Genomic DNA, 12,201 nt, shown 5'->3' with positions numbered 1-12,201 from the left:
GCCCCGCCGAAATTGCTGGCCCGGCGGCTGGCGGCCCGCGGCCGCGAGACACCCGGCGACATCGCCGAACGGCTCGACCGCGCCGCCTTCGACCTGCCCGGCGGGCTTGCGGCCGCGACCGTGATGAACGATGCGACCCCCGACGAGGGCGTGGCCCGGCTGCTGGCCGCGCTGGATGCCGCGGGAATGACAACACAGGACCCCCGATGACCGAAACCATCCTTGCCAATGCCCGCCTTGTCCTGCCCGGCGAGACCATCAGCGGACAGGTCCGGCTGGCCGGCGGCCGCATCGCCGACATCGCCCAGGGCACGCAGGTCCCCGCCGGCGCCATCGACTGCGAGGGCGATCTGCTCATGCCCGGCCTGATCGAGCTGCACACCGACAACCTGGAACGGCACCTGCAGCCGCGCCCCAAGGTCCATTGGCCGCATGGGGCCGCCATCATCGCCCATGATGCCGAACTTGCGGGCGTGGGCATCACCACCGTCTTCGATGCGCTGCGGGTCGGCTCGGTCGTCTCGGACGCGGATGCGAACTACGGCGAATACGCCCGCGCGCTGGCGACCGAGATCATGGAGCTGCGGTCGCAGGGGGCGCTGCGGATCAGCCATTTCCTGCACCTGCGGGCCGAGGTCTGTTCCGAGACGCTGATCGCGGAAATGGCCAAGTTCGGTCCCGACGACCGCATCGGCATCGTCAGCCTGATGGACCACACGCCGGGCGAGCGGCAATTCCGCGACCTGTCCAAGCTGCGCGACTATTACACCGGCCGCTTCGCCATGACCGACGAGGTCTTCGACGCCCATGTCCTGCACATGACCGCCCTGAAGGAACGCGTGGGTGCCCGGCACGAGGCCACCGTGGTCTCTGAGGCCCGCCGCTATGGGGCGACGCTGGCCAGCCACGACGACACCACCGCCGGGCAGGTCGCGGTCAGCGCCGGTCACGGCGTCCATTTCGCCGAGTTCCCGACCACGGCCGAGGCCGCCCGCGCCTGCCACGACCACGGCATCCTGGTGATGATGGGGGCGCCGAACCTGATCCGCGGCGGCTCGCACAGCGGCAACGTGGCGGCGGCGGCGCTGGCCGCCGAGGGGCTGCTGGACATCCTGTCCTCGGATTACGTCCCTTCGTCCCTGCTGACCGGGGCGCTGATGCTGGGCGACCTGTGGGGCGACACGGCGCGCGGCATCGCGGCCGTGACCATCGCGCCGGCGCGGGCCACCGGCCTGCACGACCGGGGGCGGCTGGAGATCGGCGCCCGCGCCGATGCCATCCGGGTGACGCGGATCGGCGCCGCCGGGGCCGTGCGCGGCGTCTGGGTGCAGGGGCGGCGGGTCTGAAGGCGGAGGGATTTCGCCGGGACAAGCGGGTTTCCGGCGCAACCGGCATTGCCGTGGCGGTGCCTGCATGGCCGGGCAGGTGTCTTCCGGGGATTCCGTACGCCACCTGCCGGGGATTGCAAAGGTTCCGACCGCCTCGGCGACACAGCCGGGTCCGCAGGTTCGTTGGCTGCGATGCTGCGTCAAGGCGTCCGGAACCCGTGCGGCGATGCCGTGGGCGGATGCGGCAAGCAGTTGACTTCCGCAGAGCCCGCGTGTAGGAACGCCCCTTGGCCCGAGGTTTCCCGGATGGCCGGGCGCTGGGGTCCGGGCTGGAAGGACGTGGTGCCGCTCATCGGGTGCGTGGCATCCCCTTCTGGTAAAGTACCAATGACAGATCTCGAACTTGCCGCGCCGCTGGCCGCGGCGCTTGCCGCCAAGGGCTATGACAGCCTCACCTCGGTCCAGCAGGCCGTGCTGGCCCCCGAGGCCGCGGGGCGCGACCTGCTGGTGTCGGCGCAGACCGGCTCGGGCAAGACGGTGGCCTTCGGGCTGGCGATGGCGGCGGACATCCTCGACGACGGCCGGTTGCCGGACATCCCGCTGCCGCAGGCGCTGGCGATCGCGCCGACGCGCGAACTGGCGCTGCAGGTCGCCCGCGAACTCGGCTGGCTTTACGGCGATGCGGGCGCGCAGATCGCCACCTGCGTGGGCGGCATGGACTACCGCACCGAACGCCGGGCGCTGGCGCAGGGCGCGCAGATCGTCGTCGGCACCCCGGGCCGCCTGCGCGACCACCTGGAACGCGGCAGCCTCGACCTGTCGGCGCTGCGGGCCTGCGTGCTGGACGAGGCCGACGAGATGCTGGACCTCGGCTTCCGCGAGGATCTGGAGTTCATCCTGCAATCCGCCCCCCAGGACCGCCGCACGCTGATGTTCTCGGCCACCGTGCCGCCCGCCATCGCGAAGCTTGCGACCGAGTTCCAGAAGGACGCGCTGCGGGTCGTCGCGGCGGGCGAGGCGCGCCAGCACGGCGACATCGCCTATCGGGCCTTCAGCGTGACGGCGCGGGACCGTGAGAACGCGATCTTCAACCTGCTGCGCTTTCACGAGGCGCAGACGGCCATCGTCTTCTGCAAGACGCGGGCCAACGTGAACCACCTGCTGGCCCGCATGGGCAACCGCGGCTTCAAGGCCGTGGCGCTGTCGGGCGAACTCAGCCAAGCGGAACGCACCCATGCGCTGCAAGCGTTACGCGACGGGCGGGCGCGGGTCTGCATCGCCACCGACGTGGCCGCACGGGGCATCGACCTTCCGGGGCTGGAGCTGGTGATCCACGCGGACCTGCCGACCAATTCCGAAACGCTGCTGCACCGTTCGGGCCGCACGGGCCGGGCGGGGGCCAAGGGCGTCTCGGCGCTGATCGTGACGCCGGGCGACACCAAGAAGGCGCAGCGGCTTCTGCAGGGCGCGAAGGTCGAGGCGGAATGGGGCAAGGCGCCCTCGGCCGACGACGTGCTTGCCCGCGACGACGCGCGGCTGCTCGACCATCCGGCGCTGACCGAGGAACCGGGCGAGGAAGCTGCAACCGCCGCGCTGCTGCTGGAACGTTTCGGCGCCGATGTGGTCGCCGCAGCCTTCGTGCGGCTATGGCGCGAGGGCCGCCCCGCGCCCGAGGAACTGATGGAAACCACGGCGCCCCAGGCGCCCGCCGCCCCGCGCCCGCGCGGCGAGTTCGGCGAGGCGGTCTGGTTCGCGCTGTCGGTCGGGCATACCGGCCGGGCCGAGGCCCGTTGGCTTCTGCCCAAGATCTGCGAGACAGGCGGCATCACCCGCGACGCCATCGGCGCGATCCGCGTCCGCCAGGACGAGACTTTCGTGCAGATCGCGGCGGCAATGGCCCCCCGTTTCGGCGCCGAAGCGGAACTTGAGCCGGGCCTGTCCATGCGCCGCCTGTCGGGCGAGCCGAGCTTTGACAGCCCCGACCAGGGGTCCCGTCCCGCAGCCCGGCCGCCGCGCCCCGTACGCGGCGCGGCAAAGGCGCCCCGGACCGAGGCGCAGCCGCGCTGGACGCCTTTGGACGGCCCGAAGGGCGGCGCGCCTGCCACCAAGGGGTCGCGTGCAGCCAAGGCCGGCAAGTCATTTGACAAGGCGCCGGGCAGCACGGCCGAGGCCCCTCGCGCCAGGCTCAAGCCGAAGGCGGCGGGCGCGGCAGGCAAGCCGCGCTGGCCCGCCAAGGCCCCAAAGCGCTGACGGCGCCCCGCATGGTCGGTCTTCTCATGCAGGTTTGAACTGCCGCTGCGTCAGATGGTCGGTGCGGCCGCTTGACCGCTCACGGGACGGGCGAGTAACGCTTGGGCTTCCCCGTTTCCCGATGCGCCCCCTTGGGGCAGAAGGCAGGATGATGCCGACGACCACCCGTGATGCAGTTGATGCCCTGCTGCCGGCGGGCACGACCGTGGAAGACCTGACCGACCGCGAGTTGGGCGAACTGTTCGAGGCCGTGGTCGAACAGGCCGTGGCCGAAAACGGGGCATCGCAGCCCGCCAGGGAGTCGACTGCGTGAACGAGGTCCGGCCCCGATCCGCTTGACCTCGCCTCTGGTACGGGACACATCCGCCCGGTCGAAGGGCGCAGGCAGGCCGCCCGCGCCAGGCCCGGATCAGGTGGAGGCAATCATGCAGGATGACCGCATGGCCATGCCCGTGCCGGACAAGGGGGGCGCAAAGGCTGCGCTGGGCCATGTGCTGGTCTCGTCCATGCGGGACGAGGGGCCTTATGCGCTGGAATTCGTGGCGCATCACCGCGCCATCGGCTTTGACCGCATCTTCATCGCCTCGAACGACTGCCGCGACGGGACCGACCTGCTGCTGGACGCGCTGGACCGCGCCGGCGCGATCACCCATCACCGCAGCACCGTCGCACCCGGAGAGGTGCCGCAGCACGCCGCCTATGCGGCGATGCGCAAGGCTCATGGACTGGACCGCGCCGACTGGCTGATGGTGCTGGATGCCGACGAGTTCCTGGATGTCTGCATGGGCCAGGGCAGGGTGCAGGACCTGACCGCCGCGGCCAGCGAGGCCGTGGACATCGTGATGCTGAACGCCCGGACCTTCGGGACCGGCGACGATCCCCAATGGCAGCCGGGGTTTGTCACCGACCAGTTCACCCGCCGCCTGCCGGAACGGCATCGCGCGAATGGTCCGGTCAAGACCCTGACGCGGGGCCTCGGGCGGTTCCGGCATATCCACAACCACTCGGTCATGGGCTATCGCGGCGACCGCGACCTGCTGGTGATGCGGGCGGATGGCTCGACCTTCGCCATCCCGCCGGGCGGCAAGCTGTGGGCGTTCCTGCGCAACGTTCCGGTCGAGGACATCCGCTACGGCATGGCGCATTACAACCATTACGCGGTCAAGTCGCTGGCCTCGTTCCTGCTGCGGCAGGACCGGGGCCGGGGCGCGGCGCCCAAGGGGCAAGAGAACGACCGCCACACCTATCGCTATTTCGACCGCATCGCCGGGGCGGGCCTCCGGGACACCGGCTTCGGCCAGCGCCACGGCGCCCGGCTGCGGGCGGAATACGCGCGGCTCATGGCCATCCCCGAGATCGCCGCCGCGCAGGCGGAAACCGAACGCCGCCATGCCGCGCTGATCGAGGCGCTGGCCGTCTGACCTATTCGGCAGCCTGCGTGGCGCTGTTCGGGGGCAGGGTGTGGTCCACCGGCTCGTAGCCGGTCTGGTCCTGCTGCGCCTCGGCATCCCCCGACAGCGGATCGGGCTTCATGCGGAAGCCGCGTTCAAGCTGGTCGAAGGGCGCGACGGGATAGTCGCCCGAGAAGCAGGCATCGCAATATTGCGGGCAGGAATCGTTGCGGCCCTGCGCCTCGCCCACGGCGCGGTAAAGCCCGTCCAGCGAGACAAAGGCGAGGCTGTCCACCCCGATCCAGTCGCGCATTTCCTCGGGGGTCATGTTCGCGGCCAGCAGCTTGTCGCGGTCGGGTGTGTCCACGCCGTAGAAGCAGGGCCAGGCGGTCGGCGGGGATGCGATGCGGAAATGCACCTCGGCCGCGCCCGCGTCGATGATCATGTCCTTGATCTTGCGGCTGGTCGTCCCGCGCACCACGGAATCGTCCACCAGCACGACCCTTTTGCCCTTCACCAGCGCGCGGTTGACGTTCAGCTTCAGCCGGACGCCCATGTTGCGGATCTGCTCGGTCGGCTCGATGAAGGTCCGGCCCATGTACTGGTTGCGGATGATCCCCATCCCGAAGGGGATGCCGCTTTCCCGCGCATAGCCGATGGCGGCGGGGGTGCCTGAATCGGGAACGGGGCAGACGAGGTCGGCCTCCACCGGGGCCTCGCGGGCCAGTTCCACGCCGATCTGGCTGCGGGTTTCATAGACGGAACGGCCGCCGATGATGGAATCGGGGCGGCTGAAATAGACATGCTCGAAGATGCAGAACCGGCCTGAGGCGGGGCCGAAGGGGCGCGAGCTTTCGATGCGGCCCTTCGAGATCACCACCATCTCTCCCGGCTCGATCTCGCGGACGAACTCGGCCCCGATGATGTCCAGCGCGCAGGTTTCGGACGCCAGCGCATAGCCGTCGCCCGCAAGCTTGCCCAGCACCAGCGGGCGCACGCCTAGGGGATCGCGCACGCCGATCAGCTTGGTGCGGGTCATGGCGATGACGCTGAAGGCGCCTTCGACCCGGCGCAGCGCGTCCTTCATCCGTTCGGGGATGTTGCGCTGGATGGACCGCGCCATCAGATGAATGATGCATTCGCTGTCCGAGCCCGACTGGAAGATCGAGCCGCGCTCGATCAGCTCGCGGCGCAGGGCGACGGCGTTGGTGATGTTGCCGTTATGGGCGATGGCGCAGCCGCCCATGGCGAATTCACCGAAAAAGGGCTGCACGTCGCGGATCGCCGGGCCTTTCGCGCCTGCCGTCGAATAGCGGACATGGCCGATGGCAAGGTCGCCCGGCAGGGTTTCCATCAGCGACGCCTTGGTGAAGTTGTCGCGGACATAGCCGAAGCGGTGGGCGCTGTTGAAGCCTTTGTCGGGGTGGAAGGCGACGATGCCCCCGGCCTCCTGCCCGCGGTGCTGCAGCGCGTGCAGGCCGAGGGCCGTGAAGTTCGCAGCCTCGGCCACGCCGATCACGCCGAAGACGCCGCATTCCTCGTGCAGCCGGTCGCTGTCGAAAGGGTCCGCAAGAAAGGGCTGCATCGCGTCGGCCTGTGGCTGTGTCGGGTGAAGGTCGCTCGGCGGCTGTCGCAGCCCCGAGTCGCGCGGGACTGCGCCTATGTAGGATGGAACCGGCGAAAAGTCACCCCACCGGGCGGCAGATCACCGGAACGTCGCGGCTTTCGGATCAGTTCGCGGCAGGCGCGGGGGCGGTGGGCGTCACCGTGGCGCCGGTCGGGCCGCAATCGCGGACCAGTTGCTCGAAACGGGCGGCCAGCCAGCCGGGCGCGTCCTGCGGGATCTGCTGGTTCAACTCGCCGCTCATCTGCTGGAAGACCTGGGCGGAACGCGACTGGTCCACCATCGCGACCCGCTGCGTCGTCATCACCCGGTCGTAGACGATGAAGGCGATCACGACCAGCAGGATGCCGCGTGCCACGCCGAAAAGAAAACCCATGCCCTGATCGACCCCGCCCAGCGCCGACCGCTGCACGACCGACGAGAACAGCGGCGTCAGGATGGAAAACACCACCAGCGCAAGGGCGAAGACCACGGCAAAGCCCGCGATCATCCCCAGCTCGCAGTTGTCGGCGATGATGCTGTCCACGTAAGGGATCTGGGCGATCATCGGGCGCAGGGTCGCGGCAAAGACGAAGGCCAGCACGGCCGCGCCGATCCAGCCCATGATCGCCAGCGATTCGCGCACAAAGCCGCGGGAATAGGCGAGGATCGCCGACAGGATGATGACGGCGGCCACGATGCCGTCGATCAGGGTGAAACCGTCCATCTCTACCGCCCTTTGTGCGGGCCTGCGCCCGGCGTGGTTGGGGCGGTCATCCGGCTCCGAATGTCTCGCCCGTGAAACTGGTCAGATCGGCGACCCGCGCAAGGCTCATGCCGCCGCCGCCCTCGACCTTCTGGACCTCGGGCAGGATCGCCCGCGAGAAACCAAGTTTCTGCGCCTCTTTCAACCTGTTTTCCGCCTGCGCCACGGGACGCAGCGCCCCCGACAGGCTGACCTCGCCGAAAAAGACGGTCTCGGCGGGCAGGGCGTGGTCTTCCCGCGCGCTGAGAAGCGCCGCGGCGATGGCAAGGTCGGCTGCGGGTTCCGCGACCCGCATGCCCCCCGCGACGTTCAGGAAGACGTCCAGCCCGGCAAAGGGGATGCCGCAGCGCGCCTCCAGCACGGCAAGGATGGTCGAGACGCGGCCGCTGTCCAGCCCCACCACCGTGCGGCGCGGGGCTGCCAGCGTTGAAGGAGCGACCAGCGCCTGGACCTCGGTCAGAACGGGCCGCGTGCCCTCGATGCCCGCAAAGACGGCGCTGCCCGGCACCGGCTCGCCGCGTTCGGACAGGAACAGGGCCGAGGGGTTGGCCACCTCGGACAGCCCGCCGCCGGTCATCTCGAAGACGCCGATCTCGCCCGAGGGACCGAAGCGGTTTTTCACCGCGCGCAGGATGCGGAACTGGTGGCCGCGCTCGCCTTCGAAGTAAAGCACCGTGTCCACCATGTGCTCGACCACGCGGGGACCGGCGATCTGGCCCTCCTTGGTGACATGGCCGACAAGGATCACGGCGACGCCCGAGCGCTTGGCGAAGGTCACAAGCTCGTGGGCGGCGGCCCGGACTTGCCCCACGCTGCCCGGCGCGGCCTCGACCGTGTCCGACCACAGCGTCTGGATGGAATCGATCACCGCGACGTCGGGCCGTTCGGCATCCAGCGTGGTCAGGATGTCGCGCAGCGCGGTTTCCGTGCCCAGCCGCACCGGCGCATCCGCCAATCCCAGCCGTTGCGCCCGCATCCGAAGCTGCGCGCCCGCTTCCTCGCCGCTGATATAGACGGCGCTGGTGCCCCGCCGCGCGAAGGCCGCGGCGGCCTGCAGCATCAGCGTGGACTTGCCGATCCCCGGATCGCCGCCGACAAGGATCGCGCTGCCGGGAACCAGCCCGCCCCCCAGCACGCGGTCCAGTTCCTCGATGCCGGAAGGCGCGCGGGCGGGCGGCGGCTCGGTCGAGGACAGGCCGCTCAGCGGGATCGTGCGGCCGCGTTGGGCGCCGAGGCCCCGCCCCGGTCCCTGGCTCAGCGGCGCTTCCTCGACGATGGTGTTCCACTCGCCGCAGGCGTCGCAGCGGCCGGACCACTTGCGATGCGCGGCACCGCAGGCGGTGCAGGTGAAGGAAGTGACGGGTTTTGCCATGCCGGCCTATGTGGCAGCGCCGTGGGGCGCCCGCAAGCGCCGGAACCGAACCGGCAGGCGGCGGTTGGGCCGCAGCAGCAGCAAGGGAACGGTCATGGCAGACGGACGCGAGGTCGCGGGGGCAGCCGCCGGAACGGGGACAGGTCCCCGAAGCGACCGGCACGACATCCGCACCGTGCTGCTGGCGCTTATCGCGCTGGTCGTCATCGGCTGGGGGTTGCGGGCGACATCGGCCGTGCTGATCCCGCTGGTGTCGTCGATCCTGATCGCGCTGGCGGTGATGCCGGTGCGCGACTGGGTCCGCGGCAAGCTGCCCGACCGCTTCGGCTGGCTGGGGGTCGCCTCGGCGATGGCGCTGCTGCTGCTGGTGGTGGGACTGTTCTTCGGCGCGCTGTGGCTGGCCGCGCAGCAGGTGATCGCCGAGTTCCCCTCGGGCGAGGAGGTCGCGCAGATGCTGCCCGACAGCGGGTCGGAAAGCGATGGGGGCGGCGAGGATGCGGGCACGACCCTGCCGCTGAGCCTTCCCGGCGGCGGGGCAAAGGCGGGCGCGGAAGCGGCGGGCGCGGGCGCCGGGGCAGAGGGGCTTCTGTCGGGTTCGGGGGGCGATCTCGCCTCGCGCTTCGGCAGCGGGATCGCCAGCGCGCTGGGAAGCGTCGCCACGACCGTGGTCGACTCGGCCCTGTCGATCGGCTCGGGGCTGGTGATCATCTTCTTCTTCACCCTGCTGATCCTGATCGAAAGCGGCGACTGGCGGCGCAAGATCGCCACCATCACCCATCCGCGCGACGAATGGCGCCTGACCGAATCCGCCGAGGTCATCGCGCAGAAGGTCCGCGCCTATCTGCTGATCCGGGCCATCCTGGGGATCATCACGGCGGCGCTTTACGGGTTGTGGCTGTGGTTCTTCGGCGCGGGGCTGATCCTCGTCTGGGTGATCCTGACCTTCCTGCTGAACTTCATCCCCACGGTCGGCTCGATCATCGCCGGGCTGCTGCCGGTGATCTATGTCTTCATGACGCAGGACTTCGGGACGGCGGTGGCTGTGGGCTTGGGCATCCTCGTCATTGAGCAGGTCATGGGCAACTACGTCGATCCCAAGGTCGAGGGGAAGCGGGTGTCCATCTCGGCCCTCGTGGTGCTGGTGGCGCTGCTGGTCTGGTCTTGGGTCTGGGGCATCCCCGGCGCGCTGCTGGCGGTGCCGGTTACGGTGGCGCTGCTGGTGCTGGGCGCCCATGTGCCGGTGCTGCGGCCGTGGGCGCTGCTGCTGTCGGACCGCACCGACATGGACGGGCTGAAGGACGCCACCCGCCCGGACTGACGGCAAGGCCGGCCGGATGCCCCACCATCCCAGACGACGATCCCGGGATATTTGCCCCGAAGAAGATGGGCATGAGGCTCACGGGGTTGTCGCCTTGCATCGGGCGGGGACTGCAGCCATTGCAGGGCGCGAGTGACGAAAGGCCCCTGCATGGCGAACCCCGCCCCGTTTGCGCGCTATGAGTTCATGATCGCCTGGCGCTACCTGCGCGCGCGCCGCGCCGAGGGGGGCGTGTCGGTCATGACCTGGATCAGCCTCATCGGCATCGCGCTGGGGGTGATGGCGCTGATCGCCACGCTGGCGGTGCGCTCGGGCTTCCGGGCTGAGTTCGTGGACACGATCCTTGGCGCCAACGCCCATTCGACGGTCTACCTGCCGCCAAGCTCGATCGTGAACGAGCTGACGGACGAGGTTTATACGGTCGCGGGCACGATCCCGGATTATCCCGCTGCCGTCGCCCGGATCGAGGCGCTGCCGGGCGTCGAGCGCGCCGATCCCGTCGTGCGCGGGCAGGTGATGGCGAGTGTGGCGGATCGGTCGAATGTGGCCGAGGTCTACGGCCTGAGTGCCGAGGACCTTGCCGCCATCCCCCGCGTCGCCAACCCGGAAACGGCCGAAGGCAATCTGTCCGACTTTGACGAAGGCGTGGCCATCGGCATCGGCATGGCGCGGGAACTGGGGGTGAACGTCGGGGACGTGGTGCAGCTGATCTCGCCCCAAGGGGCGCAGACGGCCTTCGGCACAACGCCGCGCATCGCCACCTATCCGGTCGTCTATGTCTTTTCCGCAGGCCGCTACGACATCGACCGCACCCGCATCTACATGCCGTTGGCCGAGGCGCAGTCCTTCTTCAACCGCGAGGGCGTGGTAGACGAGATCCAGGTCTTCGTCTCGGACCCTGAGGGCGTGGACGCGCTGACTGTCCCGCTGATGGGGGCGCTGCCGGGCGGGATCGTCTGGACTTGGCGCGACGCCTCGGGGTCGTTCCTGTCGGCGCTCGACATCGAGGATGACGTGATGTTCGTCATCCTGTCGGTGCTGGTGCTGATCGCGTCCATGAACATCACCAGTGGCCTGATCATGCTGGTCAAGAACAAGGGCCGCGACATCGGCATCCTGCGGACCATGGGCCTGACGGAAGGGGCGATCCTGCGCGTCTTCTTTCTGTGCGGGGCCTTCACCGGGATCATCGGCACCATCGTTGGGGTGATCCTGGGCGTGGCTCTGGCCCTGAACGTGGACAGCATCATGGCGGGGATCAACTGGTTCTCGGGCGGCGGCGCTTGGGACGCCTCGGTGCGCGGCATCTATCGCCTGCCCGCCGAGTTGCGCGGCATCGACATCGCCAGGGCCGTCGGGCTGTCGCTGACGCTGTCCTTCATCGTCACCATCTTCCCGGCCCGCCGCGCCGCCCGCATGAACCCGGTCGAGGCCCTGCGCTATGAATGACGTCCTGAAGCTGGATAGCATCGCCAAGACCTACAATCCCGGCACCCCCGGCGCCGTCGAGGTGCTGCGCGGGCTGGACCTGTCCGTGGCGCAGGGCGAGGTCGTGGCGCTGGTCGCGCCCTCGGGCGCAGGGAAATCCACGCTGCTGCATATCGCCGGGCTGCTGGACACGCCCGACAGGGGCCGCGTCGTGCTGAACGGGCGCGACATGACGGGCCTGCCCGACCGCACCCGGACCGAGGCGCGGCGGCGGGAACTGGGCTTCGTCTACCAATTCCACCACCTGCTGCCCGAGTTCACCGCGCTTGAGAACATCACTCTGCCGCAGTTGGCCAACGGCGTTTCTGACAAAGCGGCCCGCACCCGCGCAGCGGAACTGCTGGACCGCGTGGGCCTGACGCCCCGCGCCGATCACCGCCCGGCTGCGCTGTCAGGAGGCGAGCAGCAGCGCGTGGCCTTCTGCCGGGCGCTGGCCAATGCGCCCGCTCTGCTGCTGGCGGATGAACCCACGGGGAACCTCGACCCTGCAACCTCGGACCGGGTCTTCGACGTGCTGATGACGCTGGTGCGCGAGACGGGCATGGCCGCGCTGATCGCCACGCATAACATGCAGCTTGCAGGCCGGATGGACCGGGTGGTGCGGCTGGACCGCACCGCGCCTGCCGCTGGATGAGGCTGTCGCGGCGATGGCCGGGTTGCTGAGTCTGGGCTGGCAGGCCCCGGC

At 69.8% G+C, this 12,201-nt stretch carries 9 protein-coding genes and 2 pseudogenes; 8 read left to right on the top strand and 3 right to left on the bottom strand.

Annotated features, from left to right (window positions below):
- From Q4F04_RS09185 to Q4F04_RS09165, 5 genes and pseudogenes are all read left to right on the top strand, one after another.
- Positions 1-210, top strand: a pseudogene (locus tag Q4F04_RS09185) (hypothetical protein); the annotation flags it as partial.
- On the top strand, positions 207-1,346 hold the full coding sequence (locus Q4F04_RS09180) for an alpha-D-ribose 1-methylphosphonate 5-triphosphate diphosphatase (protein ID WP_303369537.1): 1,140 nt from the start codon (positions 207-209) through the stop codon (positions 1,344-1,346). The pseudogene Q4F04_RS09185 and the gene Q4F04_RS09180, both read left to right, overlap by 4 nt.
- 369 nt (positions 1,347-1,715) lie before the next feature.
- Positions 1,716-3,578, top strand: a complete 1,863-nt coding sequence (locus Q4F04_RS09175; RefSeq protein WP_303369536.1) for a DEAD/DEAH box helicase — start codon at positions 1,716-1,718, stop codon at positions 3,576-3,578.
- A gap of 151 nt (positions 3,579-3,729) precedes the next feature.
- Positions 3,730-3,891 (top strand): hypothetical protein, encoded by a 162-nt coding sequence (locus Q4F04_RS09170; protein WP_303369535.1) that lies wholly within the window; start codon positions 3,730-3,732, stop codon positions 3,889-3,891.
- Positions 3,892-4,018: 127 nt separating this feature from the next.
- Positions 4,019-4,999, top strand: coding sequence for a glycosyltransferase family 2 protein (locus tag Q4F04_RS09165; protein ID WP_303369534.1), 981 nt, complete (start codon positions 4,019-4,021; stop codon positions 4,997-4,999).
- A gap of 106 nt (positions 5,000-5,105) precedes the next feature.
- On the opposite strand, the pseudogene purF reads toward Q4F04_RS09165, so the two are convergent.
- From purF to radA, 3 genes and pseudogenes are all read right to left on the bottom strand, one after another.
- Positions 5,106-6,554, bottom strand: a pseudogene (purF, locus tag Q4F04_RS09160) (amidophosphoribosyltransferase); the annotation flags it as partial.
- A gap of 145 nt (positions 6,555-6,699) precedes the next feature.
- On the bottom strand, positions 6,700-7,299 hold the full coding sequence (locus Q4F04_RS09155; RefSeq protein ID WP_303369532.1) for a CvpA family protein: 600 nt from the start codon (positions 7,297-7,299) through the stop codon (positions 6,700-6,702).
- 46 nt (positions 7,300-7,345) lie between these two features.
- On the bottom strand, positions 7,346-8,710 hold the full coding sequence (radA, locus tag Q4F04_RS09150; RefSeq protein ID WP_303369531.1) for a DNA repair protein RadA: 1,365 nt from the start codon (positions 8,708-8,710) through the stop codon (positions 7,346-7,348).
- Positions 8,711-8,804: 94 nt separating this feature from the next.
- Here radA and Q4F04_RS09145 point away from each other — a divergent pair, with 94 nt between their 5' ends.
- From Q4F04_RS09145 to Q4F04_RS09135, 3 genes are all read left to right on the top strand, one after another.
- Positions 8,805-10,028, top strand: a complete 1,224-nt coding sequence (locus Q4F04_RS09145; RefSeq protein WP_303369530.1) for an AI-2E family transporter — start codon at positions 8,805-8,807, stop codon at positions 10,026-10,028.
- Between the two features lie 150 nt (positions 10,029-10,178).
- Entirely contained in the window at positions 10,179-11,477 is a 1,299-nt protein-coding gene (locus Q4F04_RS09140) for a lipoprotein-releasing ABC transporter permease subunit (RefSeq protein ID WP_303369529.1), read from the top strand.
- Entirely contained in the window at positions 11,470-12,150 is a 681-nt protein-coding gene (locus Q4F04_RS09135; protein WP_303369528.1) for an ABC transporter ATP-binding protein, read from the top strand. The genes Q4F04_RS09140 and Q4F04_RS09135 overlap by 8 nt, the downstream gene beginning before the upstream one ends.
- Positions 12,151-12,201 lie beyond the last annotated feature (51 nt).

This window comes from Paracoccus sp. (in: a-proteobacteria), from assembly GCF_030536915.1.
In the GTDB taxonomy this organism is placed as follows: domain Bacteria; phylum Pseudomonadota; class Alphaproteobacteria; order Rhodobacterales; family Rhodobacteraceae; genus Paracoccus.
This window is presented reverse-complemented; position numbering and strand designations above follow the sequence as displayed.

Bases quoted from the DNA above. Each gene is read 5' to 3' on its own strand.
- Q4F04_RS09180 (WP_303369537.1), top strand. From the start codon at position 207: ATGACCGAAACCATCCTTGCCAATGCCCGCCTTGTCCTGCCCGGCGAG.
- Q4F04_RS09175 (WP_303369536.1), top strand. From the start codon at position 1,716: ATGACAGATCTCGAACTTGCCGCGCCGCTGGCCGCGGCGCTTGCCGCC.
- Q4F04_RS09170 (WP_303369535.1), top strand. From the start codon at position 3,730: ATGCCGACGACCACCCGTGATGCAGTTGATGCCCTGCTGCCGGCGGGC.
- Q4F04_RS09165 (WP_303369534.1), top strand. From the start codon at position 4,019: ATGGCCATGCCCGTGCCGGACAAGGGGGGCGCAAAGGCTGCGCTGGGC.
- Q4F04_RS09155 (WP_303369532.1), bottom strand. From the start codon at position 7,299: ATGGACGGTTTCACCCTGATCGACGGCATCGTGGCCGCCGTCATCATC.
- radA (WP_303369531.1), bottom strand. From the start codon at position 8,710: ATGGCAAAACCCGTCACTTCCTTCACCTGCACCGCCTGCGGTGCCGCG.
- Q4F04_RS09145 (WP_303369530.1), top strand. From the start codon at position 8,805: ATGGCAGACGGACGCGAGGTCGCGGGGGCAGCCGCCGGAACGGGGACA.
- Q4F04_RS09140 (WP_303369529.1), top strand. From the start codon at position 10,179: ATGGCGAACCCCGCCCCGTTTGCGCGCTATGAGTTCATGATCGCCTGG.
- Q4F04_RS09135 (WP_303369528.1), top strand. From the start codon at position 11,470: ATGAATGACGTCCTGAAGCTGGATAGCATCGCCAAGACCTACAATCCC.